Here is a 19,346-nt window from a genome sequence, read left to right as displayed (position 1 = left end):
CAACCATTCTGAAAACATCATTTTGCAATTCAACGTACCCAATAACCTGTATGAAAATCAAGCGCTTACTTTCTCTTATCAGTCTGTCACTTTTGTGTACACTGACATTTGCCCATGAATTCTGGCTTGAACCAATCAAATTCTGGCTTAAAAAAAATGAAAAAGTCCGCATCGAACTCATGGTTGGGGAAGACTATCAGGGTACGAACTCCAATGGGCACAAATACCAGGTTCTGAAATTAGACCACTATGCAAACTCAAAGAAACAGGACATCCGAAACAAGGTTTCGGGAGACAGCCTCAGCAGCATCGACATCGCGTTCGCCCGTGAAGGCAACCACCTGATCGCTTTCAGCAACACCAGCAAATTTATAGAGCTTGAAGCCGGGCAGTTCAATGAATACCTTCGTACGGAAGGGCTCGATAATGTCATCAAAGTTCGGCAGCAAAGCAATGATACTTTAAAATCAGGAAGAGAATTATACCAGCGCTGCGTAAAAACGTTGATTCAGGTAGGTTCTGAAAAGGATGATACCTATGCCATCAATACCGGAATGCAACTGGAAATTATACCTGCTCAAAATCCTTATGCACAAAAATCAAAAGGGCCCCTCGCCTTTAAAATTCTTTTCGGCAACACCCCGTTACCCAATGCGCTTGTGCTCGCCTGGCACATGGTGGAGGGCAAAACCACGCATGAGATGCTCAGAAGTGATAAAAATGGAAATGTTGCCTTCCCTGTCGAACAGACAGGCAAATGGATGATCAGCACCGTACACATGATCCCAAACAGAAATGTTAAAAAAGCTGATTGGCAAAGCTATTGGGGTAGTTATACTTTTGGGTTCTATTGAGAAGTCCGGATTATTTATTCCTACTAAGTATTCGAGAATTAGTCACTACAATTTTTGTAAAATCGAAGATCCTTGCTCTAACCTATGAGTTGTTATTCAGGCTTTTGGGTAACGACCAATATCAAACACTATATAGATAGTCAATATTACCAAAATCTGGGCTATGAATAGAAAAAAATTTACTCTGAGCAGATAATTCATGCAAAAATATTTGATTTGAGTCAGCATAGCCTATACAACCTCATGGGTATTCAAATATTAATAACCAGTTTTCAGACCGTTGAAATATACTTAGCACTAATCAGCAAGAGCAAGGTTCGGTCCGCTTTTGCTTCCTCATAATTTTCTTTTATCAATTGTTTAATACGGTCATTTTTCAATTTTACCGACGCCATTTCCAGTATTTGAAATGAAGCCATTTCTATACTTTCAATATTATGCAGATAGAAAAGAATTGACATATCCCTTAACTCAGGATTTCCACCATAGTGATTGATATCTTTAAATGAATCTTCAACCAAACCTTTTAAACCGCTTGAATCACTTTCTAAAAATTCCGCCGGCAAAATTTCATAAATTTCATCCATCCTTTCAATCTGATTTTTCACCCCTTCAACAGTGTCCAGCATAGCCTGACGAAGATCTGAAAAGTGCGCCTGATCCATGATTTGTGGCAATTCCGATATCAGAAGGGTCTTGGCTGCATAAACCTTATTGAGGTGGTGAATGAAAAATTTATCAAGGTCGCTTTTCTCAACATTTATTAAATCTTGGGTATTCATACGTCTCCGTTTTAAGAAAGAAATTTATTTACCTGAAATAACAGGTTGATTATATTGTAAGGTTTGGCCAGATACGTATCCGCATTGCAGCTTCTGGCAATATCTGCGATATTGTATTCTCCTGAACATAAAATCACAGGTAACCTTGCCGTCTCAGGATTAGATTTTAGTTCTGTACAAATTTGCGATCCGGAGCGGGAAGACCCTTTAAGTCGCACATCTAATAAAATCAGATCGGGGTGTAAAACATGGATGTAATCATCTCCAAGATCAAATTGAGAAAAAATAACATCGTGTCCGCTGTCCCGAAACACAATTTTCAACAATTCTATTATGTCCGAATCATCTTCAATAATAAGTAATTTTTTCTTCATTAATCAGTATTTGGGTTCACAGAAGACTCTATTAATCTTATGCCACCAATTTAAGAGAATACAAATGCCAATTAACTACCAAAAATAGTGCAACAAATAAGTCCAAAAGTTACAATTTTATCTAGTTCCAGCTTTTATGCTCGAAAAAAAAGGCTTCGGATATATATATCTGAAATGAAATTATTCATTATAGCAGGCGGATTTCAAAGTTTTAGAACCGCAATTCAGGAAAACAATAACAACTTCGAAAAGTATAAGAAGTATGCCTCGGAATACCACTTGATGGAAAGAAATTTGATAGTATTGTTTTAGAAATTAGCGCTTGATATAATTGTCGCTTCCCTAAAAACTACCTGACCTACAACATCCAGAGCACGGTTAATTTGAGTTTCTTGCCTTAAAAAGTCAAATGCCTCATCCACTGCCAGAGCAAGTACCTGCGCAATATTTTTGTTATTATACCCAACCTCCAGCGTTGCATCGTCGTAACGACTTCTGTTGCAGATTGGGCATGGTATTAATCCGGATATGCCTGTTTCATCATTTGTCTGCCTTTACGACTAACTAATAAACCTGAGTTGATAACCCAATGCGATCATTTTGCTGGAAATTTTAACCAAAGATTTCATCTCTTGCGGCTATGCTTCCAGGCCCGGTTACGTTTATTTAAATTAAATATAAACAACAGCATCCATTTTGATACTTTGTTACTACATTTGCTATTACTACTCAGTCTAAATAATCTTTACTCTTCGTTAGCAATATGCTTAAACTTTACAAAACCCTGTTGCTGTGCTTCATTACTGCCCTTTCCTATGCCCAGGAAGCCCAGATTCGCGGTACAATCAGTGAAAAGGAGAACAATGCAGTGGTTAGCTATATCCCTGTTCAGCTTTTTGAAAACGACAAATTTATCAAAGGCGTTGTATCCGGACAAAATGGCGATTATAATTTTGACAAACTTTCCAAAGGTACCTATACGATTAAGGTGAGTGGTGTTGGTTATGAACTTTTCCAGACCGAAAAAATCTCCATTGTCTCTAAAAACCAGCATGCAGAGCTCAATATGACACTTTTACCAATGGTGTCACAATTATCGGAAGTGATCGTGAAAGGAGATATTGGTGTAACAAAAATTGAACCCGGAAAAATTGTTTACAAAGCATCGGACCTGCCGGTTGCAAAGGGCTCTTCCGTTGGCGACATGCTCAGATTAATGCCATCCGTAGCGATGGGTGGCCCTCCCGGGGTTCCCCGCGATATTCGCTACCGGGGTCTTGAGAAATCCTATACGCTGGTTTTGATCGACGGGAAAAACGCTGGTATGACCGGAAACAACAGGGAAGTCGTATTGAACCAAATACCGGTTTCGGCCATCGAGCGGATTGAAATTATTGCCAGCCCGGGTGCTCAGTATGATGGAGATGGGATGAATGGCGTGGTTAATATCATTCTCAAAAAAAATGCCCGCTACGGAACCCATGGCCAGATTATGGCAGGTATTAATAGTCTGGGCGGCTACAATGCCTCCGTTCAAGCTTCTCACAAAGTTAAATCAGCAGAGTTTTATGGCGCTTATGACCGGAATCTGGTAGCCCTTACAGACGGAAATTCCATGACCGAAACCAATAAGGTGACCCTCCTGAAAAACGGTGAAGTGTCAGGATATCAGGATATTTTTTCAAAAGAAAGCAGAAAAATAACAAGCGACAACATTAAATTAGGAACGCGCTGGAATCTTTGGAAGGGTGCCGACCTGCGTGCAGAATACGTAAGGGGCTGGCAGAAAGAAGAGAAAATAAAAACGCAGGACACCAGAGTACTTAAAGCGGACCAGTCATTCGGAAGCCGTACGCTGCGAACAGAAGATCAGACTGAGGATTGGAGTTTTAATGAATATATCGTTCAGTTTTCCCAGAAACTGTCAGCGAACGGAAAGCTCAGCCTTTCTTATAATCACGTAGACGGCCATTACCCAAAACCCAAATACCAGACCGACCAGAAGCTCAATGCAGCCGGAGCCCCCCTGGACAGTAAACCTGCCCTGACCAACACCTTTGAAAATAATTACGACCGGAATGATTTTATCCAGGCAGATTATTCGCTGAGAAGCAATCATATTTTTACCTTTAACTCAGGCTTAAAATACAGTGGACGAAATCGTGAAAACATTCAGATCGTTGATAAATTCGACTACAACAAAAACCAGTTTGTAACAAGCCAGAGCCCGACGAATAACTTTTCAAGCTCTGAAAAAATCCTGGCGGGATATACACAAGCTGTGATGACCAGAGGCAGGCTTCGCAGCGAAATAGGCATACGTGGTGAGTATACCCATTTCTACAACGAAACCATTGAGCCGGGTTATTCCACAAAAGGCAATTACTTTATTCCCCTGCCAAGCGCTTCATTTATCTACAACCTGGATACGACGCAGTTCCTGAAATTTTCGGTTGACAGAAAAATAAGACGCGCCAGTTTCAAAGATCTCAGCCCGTTCGTCGACAGCTCGGATGTTGCTAAAATAAAAACCGGAAATCCATTGCTTCGCCCGGAAAAAGCCTGGGGTTTTGAGCTTGGTTATATGAAAACTTCTTCCAAATGGAATATAGGCGTCAACCTATTCCGTCGTCAGATTTCCGGCCTGATTCAAAAAGTCCTTTATGACGTCTCGGACGGAGTGGTGCTTGAAAAACCGGATAATTTCAATTCTGCTTACATCCAGGGCGTTGAGCTCATTGGTGCAGCGCAACCTTTGCCTTTCTGGAGCATCAATGGAAGTTATTCCCGTTTCGGTTCCAAACTGAAAAATGAGGATCAGGGCGGCGGAGATGCGATCAAAGACCAGTTTAACTGGTGTGCAAAAATGATCTCAGATTTTACACTTGGGAAAAATACGTTTTTCCAGGTAGCCTGGAACGGGATCGGGCCCAAAGTCTCCAGTCAGAAAGAGGAACAAACACTGGCTTACTGGGATGCAAGTATTTCCCAATATCTGGTAAAGAAAAAAATGATGCTCAGCGTTCGTTTGATGGATATTTTTAATACCAATAACAAACAGACCATTGAGTACACAACCGCTCAGACAAGCGCAAAAGTACAGGATATCCCAGGCAGACAAGTATTTATCAACCTTTCTTACAGTTTCTGAAATGGCAAAATCTTCCTTCAAAAGTTTAGCTGGCTTTCTTCATCTCTGGCTTGGACTAGCCTCCGGCATTGTGGTTATTGTGGTTAGCATAACCGGCTGCATTTTTGTTTTTGAAGAAGAAATAAGAAATATTACCCAGAAAGAATATCGGTTTGTTCAACCGGAATCCCGCGCCAAAATAACCACCGCAGACGCCATTTCGATTCTGAACAAACAATTTCCCGGAAAGCAGATTGAACAGCTGAGGTTGTTTTCCCAACCAGACCGTGCAATGATCGCCCGACTTACTGACATTGAAAAAGTTAACTCGAAAAGTCCGGAAAAGAAGAAGAAAACGGAGACAGAGGGAGATGAAGAAAATGAAAAAGCAAGGATAATCGTTTCCCTCAATCCATATTCCGGACAGATTCTCGGCCCCTGGAACATGGAGAGCGATTTTCTGCATATGGTTGAAAAAATACATAAAACCCTGTTGCTGGGTGACATTGGGAAATGGATTATTAAAGTCAACATCGTTTTATTTCTGACGATGCTTTTAACCGGACTGGTGCTCTGGTTTCCCCGTAAAAAGAACCAGGTCAAAAATGCTTTTAAGATGAAATTTGATGCCAAATGGCAGCGTATCAATTATGATTTCCATAACATTCTTGGTTTCTATTTCGTAATCCCACTTTTGCTTATCACGCTGACGGGTATCTGGTGGGCTGTGAAACCATCACAAAAACTTGTTTATGCAGTTTTGGGTGAAGGAAAAAAAGCAGAGTCAAAAAAAGTCGTTTCCATTCGTCCAACCAATCTGCCGGCCGCGAAATTCAGTCCCGCAGAAGCTTTTGAAACCGTTTCAGGCCGTAACTCGGGCTGGAATGAGGCACATATCAATTTTGCAAAAAACCAGAAAGATCCGATCAGAGTCAATCTGCGTTATCCTTACCAGATCGTTAGAAAACAGAATACTTTCGAATTTGACCAGTATTCAGGCAAATTGTTAAAATCGGAATACTTTAAAGATTACAGCGCTGCGGATAAAGTCAAACACGCAAACCGGACGCTGCATACCGGCCAGGCATTTGGTTTGTTTGGTAAAATAATAATGTTTTTTGCCAGCCTTTTTTCTGCCACCCTCCCGGTTTCTGGGTTTCTGATCTGGTATCAGAAGAAAGGCAAAAAAAGCAACAAAAAGCAACCGATTCGAATTCCGGCAACTGAACCAATTGCAAAAACCGGTCAGAATCGCAAACCAGTCATGCAGCCAAGGAGTGTGCAACAGGTTTAGTATCAGATACCTGAACACCGGATTTTCAACATACCAATGCTTCCGTTTATTACTCACCCTCCCGGGCCAACATTAAAAATAGCACCGAGGAAGCGTTTGACGGTATTTTGAAGCAATTGCAGAGACTGGATGTAATCCGCTTATTCAGTCCTGCCCTTCAACGCTTCTCCACAATATCCCTGATCAGCTTTCTTATTTCAAGACTGGTCTGAGTACTTTTTCGGGGCGTGGTTTGGGTAAATATTATTCCCGCTATCTTATTTTTGGAATCCTGCCAGGCATGTGCTCCGAAAAGCCCAGGACTACTGCTTTCCCATACAATTCCGCCTGCATCCACTACGTCCAGCCAATTGCCTATGCCGTATCGTATGGTGTTGTCGGGATACGGCGAAAAGGGGTTGGTTGGATAAGGTGTACCTTTTATCACTGCGTTACGTGTCTGATCGGAAAGCATTACGGAAACCGCTTCTTCGCTCAAAACGCGCTTTTTTCCTGAAAGGCCTTTGCTGACAATCATTTCCAGAAATTTCAGATAATCCGCCGCGGAAGTATTTGCTCCCCCGGCAATGATCGGATTGGATACAGAGCCATATCTCACCGTGATTCCACAGGGCCTTCCAATTTTCTCGTTGAACAAAACCTGCCACGATTTACCTGATACCAGTTCGGCAACGCGTCCGGCAATGTGTATTCCTGAGCTTCCGTAGCTGAAAGCGGATCCGGGAGCGTAAACCAGCGGAACATATCGGGCAATAGAATCAACGGCCTCAGCCAAGGTGATATTCCTTTGATATTCAAAACCTTGCTGAGAATCTCCATCAAAACCGGCAGTGTGTGAAAATAGCTGACGAATGGTGATGCTGCCTTTCCGATTGGCGGTAAATATAGGCAGAAATTTACCAACCGTGTCGTCCAGGGAAATTTTCTTATCATCTACCAGGCTCATCACCACCGCCGCTGAAAGCCACTTCGAGGCAGAGGCCGTCGGTCTAGTGGCCGTGGTGTCGAGCCCTGCCGATTTGTGATAAATGAGCTTTCCGTTTTGCGAAACCAACACCACGACCTGGTTGTTGTAATTCGCCAGATTCTTGTCAATGAATTGGTCAACAGTCGTAAAATCATATGGCAAATTCTTGCCATCAGGCCTTACGTTTTGTTTACTGCATGCCAGCGAAAACCAGGCTGCAAGAAAGGAAACAAGTATTTTTGTCATTTTTATAAGTTTAGGTTTTTTTGATATTTTCAAAACAGGCAAAATGATTCCGCCCCGACTGCGCTTCACTCCGTGGATCTCGTATGGCTGGATTTAGTTTTTCAGTGATTCTCCTGCTTTTCGTCTAGCCCTCAACTCGTCCTTCATTTCCTGCTGTTGTTGCTGAAACTGTGCGAATTGCTCCTTCGTAAGTATACTTTTCAGCTCTGCTTCCTTTTCGATGCTGATCGACCGGAATGCCTTAAACCGGGACATTTTACTTCCTGTTCCCTGGATCACCGGATCCATTTTTTGCGCATACTTCAGGTTGATCCGGCTCACCTTTTCTTTTTGTGCTGAATCCAGTTTCAGGGATGTAGCCATGCGGAGCGTTAGTAATTCGGCCCGCTGTTCCGCTGGCATCTGCTTTATTCCGCTTTGTGCAAATGCGCTGGTTGCCGCCAGCATTAAACAAAAAATACCAGTAATTGTTGTCTTTACTTTTTTCATGGTTGATAAACTCAATTGATTTTGAACTTGTTATCTGACGATCCAAAACAACAAACAAGTTCACCAGCCAAAAAACATTTTCTTCCGATCAACCGGTTTACCAAACGAATGCATTGTTTTTGCCGGTAAATGAATTTTGAAACTGCTCCGATCCGTCTGCCGGTAAAAGCAACGCATTCAACGGAGTAAACCTGATGTTCGCAGGGAAACTTTCTGACTTTGATACTTTTCGTTTACCATTGCAAAATAATCGCCCCGTGATGATCGATTTTTCAAAAATAAAACAGCAAGCGCTCAACCCTTATCTGCTTTGGATGGGTTACTGGTTGTTGTGGCTCCTGATGTTATCCAGCTTCCAGCAGTTCGACAAGGCTGTCTGGGGAGCAACCGTCAATGTTGGTATCCAATCGGCAGTTGCTTATATCAACATCCGTTTTCTGATCCCCGATTTTTTTGAAAAAAGGAAGTACACCGCATACGTAATCATAGCCTTGCTGATACTCTTCGTTTTCACAAAGGCTCATCTTTCCCTTATAGAACCATACCTTCAGACCAGCTCATGGGGACGAAAAATACGTTTTCCCCGGGCATTCCAGTTTGGCAGGATCTATCTCTTTTTGATCCTCGTGCTGATCGTCAGCGCAGCCTATAAATTTGCCGTGGACCGCTTTCAGGCCCTGCAACGACAGTCTGAACTGGCAAAAAAGCAGCTGGAAACCGAGCTGGAAACACTCCGGAACCAGATCAACCCACATTTTTTATTCAATACCCTCAACAACATATACACGCTGGCATACCTGAGAGAGGACAACGCGGCGCCCATGATCTTGAAGCTGTCGGCGCTTTTGCGGTACATGTTACATGAATGTCAGAATGAAAAAGTGCCTTTGGAAAAAGAAGTGTCATTTTTGGAAAACATCATTGAAATGCAGAAATTAAAGTCGGACAATTTTGCAAAACGAATAAACCTTGAAACAGCCGGCATACGACCCGATCACCTGATCGCTCCGCTGCTGCTGCTTGGCTTTGTAGAAAACAGTTTTAAACATTCGGATCTGGATTTGAATGCAGAGGGTTTTATCGATATCAAACTTACTGTCGACGGTGCGGGAATTTTTCATTTTATTTGTACAAATACAAAACAGAAAAATTATAAGGTTGTTCAGCAGCAGGGCGGAATCGGGCTTGCCAATACGCGAAAACGACTTCACCTGATTTATGGAAACCAGTTTGATCTGAAAATAACCGACACGCCTGATAACTACCAGATATCTCTAAACCTGCCTGTCCATGAAAATTAGCTGTCTGGTTGTCGATGATGAGCAGCTCGCAAGGCGGTTGCTTTGCGATTACATCGCCAAAATTCCGACACTGACTTTGGTTGGTTCCTGTGCAAATGCCCTGGAGGCACAGGTTGTTTTACAAAGCCAGCAGGTTGATCTGATGTTTCTGGACATACAAATGCCGGAACTGACCGGGATTGCTTTCCTACAGTCGCTTACACATAAGCCGGTCACCATCTTCACAACGGCCTACACCGAGTATGCCATCAAAGGCTTTGAGCTGGCTGTGCTGGATTATCTCGTAAAGCCCATTTCATTCGAAAGATTTTTTCAGGCGGCAAACCGCGCTATTGGGCACATCAGCAATTTCCAAGGCAGTCACAAAAACGATGGATTACCAGATCAGCCGATTGCCGCCGGTCCAGCCGCTGATGAGGACTTCATTTTTGTTAAGTCGGATTTCAGAATCCATAAGCTTCATTTCAGCGATATCGATTACATCGAAGCCTATGGCGAATACATTTTAATTTTCGCAGGAAAAGACAAAATCATGACATTGGTGCCCCTAGGCAAAATGGAGGCGCGGTTGCCAGCCCGACTATTCATCCGCGTTCACCGCTCCTACATTGTCAATTTTTCAAAAATTGAGTCCATTCAGGGAAACACGATATATCTTAAAGGGAAGGAAATACCTATCAGCAAAAGTTACCGGGAAGTTTTCATGAACCTGGTGAACAGGAATCAGCTGTATTGATGACGCCGGATTTGTTTCTGAATGATGTGGAACTATTTGAGGATTAAGGATTTTATTACCGGTTGACTATTCCCTTTACCCTTGCCGGTTTCTCAAAATCCCCCTTCATCACTTTCGGAAGCATAAAAACATTTCCCTTTTTGTCGCAGAAATATAGTCTGGATTCCGATTTTTTCCTGCCGTCTCCATCTGCCCAGAAAGCAAAAAAATCATCGTGAACATGAACCGGTTTCCGGGCATAGGAATGATTGTAAATACTGTTGAAAGTCAGCTGTTTTGATTGCCAGGTTTCCCCCTCGTCTTTGCTTGTCAACAGAACCATTTCACCTCCTGTGTTATATTTCTGCGGCCCGGCCACAGTCGGGCCGACGATCCGCCAGACTCCTTTTTTATCAATATCAAGAGAACCCATATCATAGTTATTGTCCGAGGTAGTAACGGGCTTAATCACCCACGCGTTTCCGTCGTATCGGGCCGTAAGCCATTCCCGGGGCCCTTCCTCCGGTCCTGCCTGATATCCCTTGCTGGTAATAAAAAGTATCACCGGGCGACCGGCATTGTCATAGGCCAGGTCATTGATATAAACATTTAGACCCTTTGACTGGTACTCCCGAACCAGTGCTTTGTTGGTGATCTGATTCAATGGTAATGTAATTGTATCACCACCCGCAGCCTGCCACGTTTTTCCGAAATCCCTTGTTTCAATGTAATACAAATTGGTACGGTAATTCAGCCCGTTTTCTCCCTCTTTAATTGGGTGAAAATTAAATGCGCTGCCGATTTTTTTATCCTGGAAACTGCCGCTGGTCTGATAGTGGCCTTCTTCAATGATCGCCAGATCCTGCCATTCTGAATACTGTACACCATTTTTACTCGTAAAAAAACTGATTGTTCTTCTCGGTTTTTTGGGCTGACCGGGGATCACATTACGGTCATAATGCGTAAATAAATTCAAAAAACCTCTTCCAGGCTGATACCAGCTTTGAAAATAGGAAAAATTATCCAGCGGTACTGTTTTATCTCCTGTCTTATGCGTTGCCATGATCTGTTCAAATGCGCTGATATCGTAAGGTTTCAGACTTTTGTGAATGTAAGAGGGCGTATTGGTTCCGTGTGCAGTGGAAAAGATCCAGATATAACCTGCACCATCAATATTCATGACCGGATTGTCGTGCGCATTATCTGTTTTTTTGTCAAGGACGATGGTCGGCCTTGGCACTTTTCCTGTTTTGTGATCGAAATACGAAACCATGTGCAGGAGCGTTTTCCCGGCCTCGTCGGTACCGCCGTGACAAAAAAAGGTTTTATTCACTTCCTTTGCATAAACAGAAAACGGGTAATGATTGGCTGGATAAGTTCCTAAACCTCCGCTGTATTTGTAAACATATTCGTCATTTGAAGGCTGGTTGCTGTACCAGATTCCCCGGTAGCCGTTATCCGGTTTGTTCAGCGTGAGAGGTTGCTGGGCATGGATTGAGACCGCTGCCAAAAGCGATATTACAAAAATGCAAAGACGGATGTTTTTCATATAAATCAGTAAAAATACCGGATCGTTGCCAGCGCTTAGCTAGTCAACTATCCGGTAGGTTTTTTTGTAATCGATGTTTGAAAAAAATAAACAAACTCGTATTTGTCACTAATTATAACCAGGGTTTTGTACCATGACCGATGGATTGATTTCGATCTGACTATCGGGGATTGGAAAAAGTACATGATGCGACTGCATACCCAGCGAGGACAAAACAGTAACGGCTCTCCCGGTACGAACCAGGTCAAACCACCGGTGCCCTTCAAAGGCCAGTTCCACGCGTCTTTCCTGCTCAATGGCGAGTCTGAATGCAGCCTGCGTTGGAACTGCCAGCAATGGGTTTGCATTATTACTAGTCTTATTGGCCAGGCCGGCTCTGTTTCTTATCCTGTTCAGGTAAGTAAACGCCGGCCCTTCCGCAACGAAACCGATTTCATTCAGTGCCTCGGCATACATGAGCAGCACATCGGCATATCGGAGTACGATCCAGTTGTTATCGCTGTCCAGGTTTGCTGCGGGTGTACCCAGGTATTTGGCTACATAATTGTGAGAAACCGTAGTCCCGTTCAGTACATAACTCGTCCGCATCGAAACATTTTTACGCACGTCCGCAGCCTCATAAGCCTTACTGATATCGTCCGTCGGGATATTTTGTCCCAGTGGATTACCGATACCTGACACAACGGTTCCCGATCCGATAGGCGCAAACTGGTTTGTATATGGACTACCTTCACCGGTGGATCCCTTTTTGAACTGTACTTCAAAAATAGACTCCGCATTGTTTTCATTGGCAATACCAAACACACCTGCATAGGTAGGAAGCAACTGATATTCATTCATATCAATCAGCTCCTTTAACTTTGCCGATGCCGACTGCCAGTCCTTCTGTGTTAGATATACTTTACCCAGCAGAGCCATTGCAGCTCCTTTGGTTGCTCTTCCGATGTCGGTTCCTGTATATTTATTTGGTAAAGATTGTTCAGCATCTTTCAAATCCTGAATAATGTTTTGATATACCAGCTCAGAAGACTCCCTCTTGTAACTGTAACCTTCGGAAGGATTATTGATGATCTGTAAAACCAAAGGAACATCGCCGAATGTCCTAACCAGATTGAAGTACATCAACGCCCTCAGAAATTTAGCTTCTCCGGTATATCTCGCTTTCAGCGTTTCGTCCATGCTGACTGCACCGATCTTTTCGATGACAATATTGGCCGACTGTATGCCCTGATAATGTCCACTCCACGTTGTGCTGCTGATCGTATTGAAAGCGTTGTTCTTAAACTCGTCCACTTCCTGAAGGTTTGCACCGGCATTTGGGTTGGGTATCCAGGTATTATCTGAGCGAAGATCGCCGATGATGTGCATGGAAGAATAGTATAGACCTCCATACTGCAATGCTCCGTAAGTAGCGGTGAGGGCATTTTTCATATCTTCCCCTGTTTGGTAAAAATTATTACCGTTCAACTGGGAAATAGGTGCCAATTCCAGAAAGCTCTGATCGCAGCCAGTGAGGGAAGCCAGAAGTACGGCTCCGGAAATCCATATTTTTTTAAAATTGTTCATGATTAATTTAATTAGAGGCCCAAGTTTAATCCCAGCATAAATGTGCGTGCAAGCGGATAACCTCCCGCGTCCACACCCGGCACCAGCGTGCTGCCACCCTGTACGCTCACTTCCGGATTATAGCCCTCGTATTTTGTAAACGTGAATGCATTCTGCACGCTGAAACTGATTCGCGCGTTGGCTATTTTAGCCTTCGTGATCCGTGCTACCGGAATATTATATCCCAATGTGATGTTGCGAACTCTCAGATAAGAGCCGTCTTCTATAAATGCAGAGGTCACGTTGTTAACCAGGTTGCTGCCTGGCAGTGCTCCGAAATTTCTATCGACCTGTGGAGATTTGCCATTTCCAGGTTCCTGCTCCGAACGCCAGCCAGTTGAGGCACTTTTCAACACATTATACGAACCTGCATAGTTGCCATAATATCTTCTCGCCATGTTCAACACTTCAAATCCCTGAACACCTTGTAGTGAGAATGAAAAATCCAGACTTTTGTATGAAAACGTATTCGTCATTCCATAGGTAAAATCAGGAAAAGGGCTGCCCAGCTTCGTCCGGTCTGTACTGGTGATTTTTCCATCGCCGTCGACATCCGCAAATTTAAGATGACCCGGTTTTGATTCTCCCGCAATGCTTGGCGTTGTTGCAACTTCATCAGCATTCTGATATACACCCACAACCTGATATCCATAAAAACTTCCCTGTTCTGCCCCTACCTCGGTGATGTGTGTAGGTGCATTGGCAGAAGTGGTCTGGCGGGAAATAATAGGCGACCCGTCCGGTCCCAATCTCAGAACCTGTACTTTGTTAGTAGAAATATTAAAGTCGGTAGTCCATTTAAACCGGTTCACCAGATTCCGGCTCAATAAAGTAAACTCCAATCCCTTATTACGAATTTTACCGATGTTCTGAAGAGCCGTCGCATATCCTGTTAAGGTTGGAACTGGCACGTTGAGCAACAGGTCTGAGGTATTTTTGATATAATAATCCAAAGACATAGAAATGCGGTTTTTAAGCAAACCAATTTCCAGACCGACATCAAGCTGATTGTTCTTTTCCCATCCGAGCATACTGTTGGGAATATTTGTCAACCTTGTGCCGTTGATGATCGAACCGCCACTGCCGCCAAAAATATAGTTCTCAATTCCTGTAAGTCCGATGTGCCCGTAGTTGCTTATGAAATTATTCCCTGTGAGTCCATAACTGGTACGCAACCGCAGTTCACTCAGCCAACCGGCATTTTTAAGAAAGTTCTCCTCAGAAATTCTCCATCCCAGGGAAACCGAAGGAAAAAAGCCCCATTTATTATCCGCCCCGAAACGCGACGAGCCGTCTCTCCTGAACGTTGCAGTGAACAGATATTTGTCTGCATAACTATAATTCAATCTGGCAAGATAAGATATCAGTGCCCATTCTTCCTGCGTGGTAATGGCACTCGTGATGAGTCCGGCCGCATTCATCGTTTTGATCTGGTCATTAGCAAAATTCGTCCCGGCAGTGCTGCTAAAATCGAGATATTCCTTTTGCGCAGTGTACCCTACCAGCGCATTTACAGCATGTTTCAGGAATTTTTTGTTATAACTCAGCGTATACTCTGCCAGCCAGTTTTTTGTCTCGGAGGTTACGGCTGTTGCCGTCGGGACTTTTGCAGCGTTAACACTATTCGGATTAACAATAGAAGGGCTGAATATATTTTCCCGGAAATTCCTGAAATCTGTTCCAACCAATGTTTTAAAAGTCAGACCGTCCAGAATATTGATTTCAGCAAAGGCTGTTCCCAGTAAACGCAGCGTTCCCTGTTTGTAATAAGATTCTCTTGCCAGTTTCACAGGGTTGTCCACTTCGCTGGTACCTATCCCCAATCCTGTTATTTTGGTATAATTTCCTTCGCTGTCATACGGAGTCAGGAATGGAGCGGCGGTCAGCGCGGATTGCACAATACCACCTGCCTGCCAGTTACCTTCTGCATTGACCAGATTATTAAAAGTATAAGAAGGCGTCAGGTTTGCGCCCACCTTCACTCTTTTGTGTACGTCCGATTCTACATTGATACGGAATGAATATCTTTTCAGATCAGAATTGATGATTACTCCTTCCTGTGACAAATAACCGCCTGAAATGAAATATTTTGTTTTGTCGTTACCACCCGAAAAATTGAGCTGATAGTTCCGCATCGATGCCGACCGGTAAATTTGCTTTTGCCAATCAGTTCCTTCACCCAGTGAAGCCGGGTCTTTGATCATATCCGGCAACAGATACATCACATTATTTGTCCTGGCCGAGTTAGGATCCGAGGCGCTTCTGCCCGGCCCGGAGTTAACCCAGGCATTGTTTCGGGATTCGTTGAGATAATTTGCATATTCAGAGGCATTCAGCACATCCAGATATCTTTCTACTTTCTGAATTCCCGTGTTGACGGTCAGATCAATTTTCGACGTTCCGCTTTTTCCGGATTTGGTAGTGATGATCACAACACCGTTAGAACCTCTTGAACCGTAAATAGCCGTTGCGGAAGCATCTTTCAAAACCTGTATATTCTCAATATCAGCCGGGTTAATGGTATTCAGCGGATTATTGGTTTGATTAAAATCGTTGGTTACAGGAAAACCGTCGACCACGTATAACGGATCATTACCAGCACTCAGCGAACCCGCTCCACGGATACGAACGGATGAACCTCCCCCTGGTGCGCCCGTCGATTGACTCACCTGGACACCGGCCATCTGACCCGCCATGGCATTATCGACCGTAAAAACCGCCTGATCTTTTATTTTCTCAGCAGTCATGGAACTGATAGCTCCCGTAACGTCTTTTCTTTCCTGCGTACCATAACCGATTACAACGACCGCATTAAGGCTCTGACTATCCTCCATCATTATGATACGAAGCGGTGCGCCGGATGAAACACGAATTTCCTGTGTAGCAAAGCCTGTATAACTGATCATCAAAACGGCACCATCATTTAAATCGGTCAATGAAAACATTCCAGAGCCATCTGAGATTACTGCCTGATCAGAACCTTTCACCCGGATTGCTGCGCCGGGCAGCGGATTGCCATTCTGATCGACAACACTTCCGGTGGTTTCCTTCCGGACAGGTTTTGCTGCAGGCAGCTGCTGACTCTTGTTAACAATAATGGTTTTATTATCTATCGTAAACCCGAACGGCTGACCTCGAAAACTCTCTCTCAGGGCATCTTCCAGACTGACTTTTTTCAGATTCAAGGTAACTGGTCGCGCGTCCTTAATTTCATTGTATTTGTAAAAGAAAAAATGCCCGCTTTGTTTACCGATCGAGATAAGCACTTTCTCCAAAGGCATATTTTCGGCTTTAAGCGTAATACTTTGAGAGAATCCTTTTGCACTCAGACTGAAAAAACAGGCCAGACAAAGGAGAAATGTCAGCTTCGCAGCATAAAGCTGCCGCGGATATACTGCTCTGTTTTTTTTGAGATTAGGGCGATAAATGTTTAGCCACATATTAAGAAAGAAATGGTTTAGGAATATTATTGTTGGAATTTCTAATTGGAAATAATAATTTTTCGTCCTTTGATCTGAACGTCGATGTTGCTTAACTGAAATATTCTCAACACCTTGTTGACGTCCTCATCGCGTTTGATCTCTCCGGCAAATAAGTCCGTACTTAATTTCCCCCTGTACTCAGCTTCGACATCGTACCATCTGCATATCTGGCGCATGACGGTCTGGATATCAGCCTTGTCAAATTTAAAATAGCCGTTTTTCCAGGCTACTGATTGCTCGGTATCAACCGTCTCTAAGATAATATCCGGACTATTTTTATCGACGGTTGCCTGTTGCCCCGGTTTCATAATCCGGCTTCCACCCCGCCCTGTAAGTTTTGAAATACTTACTTTTCCTTCGATCAACGTAGTTTTCGAGGACAATTCATCACGGTAAGTGTTAACGTTAAACCTTGTACCGAGCACCTCAATCAACTGATTTTCAGACTTCACTTTAAATGGTTTTAACAGATCCGGAGCGACTTCAAAGTAAACCTCCCCAGTAATCTCCACCATTCGTTCAGTGTTTCCGAACGCGGAAGGGAATTTGATAGATGAGGCCGCATTGAGCCAAACTTTCGATCCGTCAGCCAGAATCAGCTGATACTGACCACCTTTTGGCGTACTAACTGTATTCAGAACAGGATTTTCCGTCAAAGTTTCTTTCATTTCATAGACCAGCTGCCCGTCTTTCAACTTACGAACTGATACACCCGACTGCTGGCTCACGACACCGTCTTTCTGATTATTAAGCACAATTACTTCGCCATTTTCCAGGGTAAGCAGTGCCTGATTAGTCCCAGGAACAATTTTCCGCTCCTTCTTTTGAGCAAATTCCTGAGAATCAACCCTTTTAGTATTGGAACGACTATAAAAGAAATATCCCAGAGAACTGACTGCGATCAACATCGCTGCCGCGAGCCATCTCACATAAGAATTTACCGCATACCCTTTTGCTTCAATTGATTGGATATTATCAGCTTGAAATATCCGTTTATCAATCTCTTCCTTAATGCTATCTTTCAAACTCTGTTTTGCATCGGCATCGAGCTTGTCCAGAACATCTTCTCCCAGATCAAAAAGCCTGTAGTATGCGAAAAGAAAACTTTCCTCCTCTTTCGTCGCTATTCCCTGGTTATATTTTTCCAGAATAATCAAAATATCTTCTTTATTCATCAGTGATCGCACAAGGCTTTTTTTATCTTATTTATGATAAGACCGGTAAAGAATAAAAAATCCCATGAGAACTTTTAAAAGTTACTTAGCAAGAGATACATAAATAACCCAAACGAATGCCTAAGCTGTGCAATACTTCTATGGAGCTGATTCTGAACAGTTTTACGCGTAATGTTCAGTTTTTCTGCAATTTCAAGCGTACAAAGATCCTCGTGATACCGCATCCTGAAAATCTCCTGCTGAGACGGCGTAAGCGTTCTGATCAATGCTTCAAACCTGACCATAAATTCCTTTCTAAGCAGAAATGCATCAGCCTTGTCACTTGCTGCACTAAGTTGTTCGAGCAGTGTGGTTACCGGTGTATATCTTTGCTCCTTTTCAAGGTATTTGAATACGTTATTTCTTACGGAAGTATACAAATAGGTCTGTAAATGATCAATCTTGAGATCCTCCCGCCGCTGCCATAGCTGCAAAAATATGTCCTGAATGATGTCCTTCGCGTAATCTTCATCGTTCAGTCTTTTGTATGCCGCGTTGTAAAGTTTCTCCCAATATTTTTCATAAATGGCGTCAAAAGCAATGCTGCTACCATTCTTCATCTTTTGAAGAAGGAGATGATCCTCAGCTTTTTGACTACCTTCCATACTGATCATTATCGTGCGATAAATCTTCTAACGGTACTGATTATACTATATAAATTCTTTTTAGTTCTTTATTCTATTCTCATCCTAAGTTAAAGACCGCCAGGATGAAAAAAGTCCCATAAAAATCTGATTTTTTTTTACGTTTTTCAAACATTCTGCATCAGGTAATTTCCAAACGAATGTTAACCGTAAAATGCAAAGCCGCTGATAGGTGCCAAAATTGAGACATAATGGAAATTAACAATGTCGTTTCTCTGTCAAAATACAGCGGGAAAACGACACGACGGATTTAACGGAAAGTTTCTGAAACAGCGATCAAAATACGATGCTCTTGTTCCTCCCTTCCTTATTTGTATAACCGAGTTCATTCGCTTTAAATACCGGATTTTTACTCTGCTTTTTCTGATCACTGTAATCTTTCAGAGCGGCTAATACAGGTTTTCTTAATAATAATATTGCAATGATATTCAGCCAGGCCATAATGCCAACGCCAATATCGCCGATCGTCCAGGCCAGTGCGGCCGTTTTGATAGATCCGTAAAAAGTTGCAGCCATAATCGGCGCACGCAGCCCCCACGAAATCCATTTATTTTCTCCTTGGGTTACCGTGCTCACTTTTCGCCTCCTGCCATTAAAAGCTGGCAATTGTCTCTTGTCAAAGGCTCTTCTTTCAATTTAACCGTCTGCATAAAACTTCAAACTACTTAATTTTCATATAGTTATATGCCCCTTCATTCCT

The 19,346-nt window shown here is 43.0% G+C and carries 15 protein-coding genes; 5 read left to right on the top strand and 10 right to left on the bottom strand.

Annotated elements, in window-relative coordinates; genetic code table 11:
• The first annotated feature begins 50 nt into the window (after positions 1-50).
• Complete coding sequence (locus tag E0F88_RS05160; protein WP_131957075.1) at positions 51-854, top strand: DUF4198 domain-containing protein; 804 nt, start codon at positions 51-53, stop codon at positions 852-854.
• Between the two features lie 272 nt (positions 855-1,126).
• On the opposite strand, the gene E0F88_RS05155 is transcribed toward E0F88_RS05160, so the two are convergent.
• On the bottom strand, positions 1,127-1,636 hold the full coding sequence (locus E0F88_RS05155) for a DUF892 family protein (protein WP_131957073.1): 510 nt from the start codon (positions 1,634-1,636) through the stop codon (positions 1,127-1,129).
• Positions 1,637-1,647: 11 nt separating this feature from the next.
• Positions 1,648-2,010, bottom strand: coding sequence for a response regulator (locus tag E0F88_RS05150; RefSeq protein ID WP_131957071.1), 363 nt, complete (start codon positions 2,008-2,010; stop codon positions 1,648-1,650).
• Positions 2,011-2,773: 763 nt separating this feature from the next.
• Between E0F88_RS05150 and E0F88_RS05145 the strand changes: the two genes are divergently transcribed.
• Positions 2,774-5,161, top strand: a complete 2,388-nt coding sequence (locus tag E0F88_RS05145) for a TonB-dependent receptor (RefSeq protein ID WP_131957069.1) — start codon at positions 2,774-2,776, stop codon at positions 5,159-5,161.
• A gap of 1 nt (position 5,162) precedes the next feature.
• Positions 5,163-6,434 (top strand): PepSY-associated TM helix domain-containing protein, encoded by a 1,272-nt coding sequence (locus E0F88_RS05140; RefSeq protein WP_131957067.1) that lies wholly within the window; start codon positions 5,163-5,165, stop codon positions 6,432-6,434.
• A 157-nt stretch (positions 6,435-6,591) separates the two neighbouring features.
• On the opposite strand, the gene E0F88_RS05135 is transcribed toward E0F88_RS05140, so the two are convergent.
• Together E0F88_RS05135 and E0F88_RS05130 are read right to left on the bottom strand one after the other, a co-directional pair.
• Positions 6,592-7,647 (bottom strand): serine hydrolase domain-containing protein, encoded by a 1,056-nt coding sequence (locus tag E0F88_RS05135; RefSeq protein WP_131957065.1) that lies wholly within the window; start codon positions 7,645-7,647, stop codon positions 6,592-6,594.
• Positions 7,648-7,740: 93 nt separating this feature from the next.
• Positions 7,741-8,136, bottom strand: coding sequence for a DUF4890 domain-containing protein (locus E0F88_RS05130; protein ID WP_131957063.1), 396 nt, complete (start codon positions 8,134-8,136; stop codon positions 7,741-7,743).
• Positions 8,137-8,330: 194 nt separating this feature from the next.
• Between E0F88_RS05130 and E0F88_RS05125 the strand changes: the two genes are divergently transcribed.
• Together E0F88_RS05125 and E0F88_RS05120 are read left to right on the top strand one after the other, a co-directional pair.
• A complete protein-coding gene (locus tag E0F88_RS05125) occupies positions 8,331-9,437 on the top strand; it encodes a sensor histidine kinase (protein WP_131957061.1) in 1,107 nt (368 codons plus the stop codon).
• A complete protein-coding gene (locus E0F88_RS05120) occupies positions 9,427-10,173 on the top strand; it encodes a LytR/AlgR family response regulator transcription factor (RefSeq protein ID WP_131957059.1) in 747 nt (248 codons plus the stop codon). The genes E0F88_RS05125 and E0F88_RS05120 overlap by 11 nt, the downstream gene beginning before the upstream one ends.
• Positions 10,174-10,228: 55 nt before the next feature.
• Here E0F88_RS05120 and E0F88_RS05115 read toward each other — a convergent pair whose 3' ends face one another.
• The 6 genes from E0F88_RS05115 to E0F88_RS05090 form a co-directional block, all read right to left on the bottom strand.
• Complete coding sequence (locus tag E0F88_RS05115; protein WP_131957057.1) at positions 10,229-11,701, bottom strand: BNR-4 repeat-containing protein; 1,473 nt, start codon at positions 11,699-11,701, stop codon at positions 10,229-10,231.
• 108 nt (positions 11,702-11,809) lie between these two features.
• Positions 11,810-13,267: a RagB/SusD family nutrient uptake outer membrane protein gene (locus E0F88_RS05110; RefSeq protein ID WP_131957055.1), complete on the bottom strand. Its 1,458-nt coding sequence runs from the start codon at positions 13,265-13,267 to the stop codon at positions 11,810-11,812.
• An 11-nt stretch (positions 13,268-13,278) separates the two neighbouring features.
• Positions 13,279-16,746, bottom strand: coding sequence for a TonB-dependent receptor (locus E0F88_RS05105; protein WP_131957052.1), 3,468 nt, complete (start codon positions 16,744-16,746; stop codon positions 13,279-13,281).
• A 41-nt stretch (positions 16,747-16,787) separates the two neighbouring features.
• The gene (locus E0F88_RS05100; RefSeq protein WP_131957050.1) at positions 16,788-17,963 is read right to left on the bottom strand and encodes a FecR family protein; all 1,176 of its coding nucleotides are present in this window, start codon (positions 17,961-17,963) and stop codon (positions 16,788-16,790) included.
• 74 nt (positions 17,964-18,037) lie between these two features.
• The gene (locus E0F88_RS05095; RefSeq protein WP_220466234.1) at positions 18,038-18,616 is read right to left on the bottom strand and encodes an RNA polymerase sigma factor; all 579 of its coding nucleotides are present in this window, start codon (positions 18,614-18,616) and stop codon (positions 18,038-18,040) included.
• A 306-nt stretch (positions 18,617-18,922) separates the two neighbouring features.
• The gene (locus E0F88_RS05090; RefSeq protein ID WP_310589681.1) at positions 18,923-19,252 is read right to left on the bottom strand and encodes an alanine:cation symporter family protein; all 330 of its coding nucleotides are present in this window, start codon (positions 19,250-19,252) and stop codon (positions 18,923-18,925) included.
• Positions 19,253-19,346: the final 94 nt, after the last annotated feature.

Source organism: Dyadobacter psychrotolerans, assembly GCF_004349265.1.
GTDB classification, from domain to species: Bacteria; Bacteroidota; Bacteroidia; order Cytophagales; family Spirosomataceae; genus Dyadobacter; species Dyadobacter psychrotolerans.
Note: the sequence above shows the minus strand (reverse complement) of the source record. Positions and strands in the feature narration are given on the sequence as shown.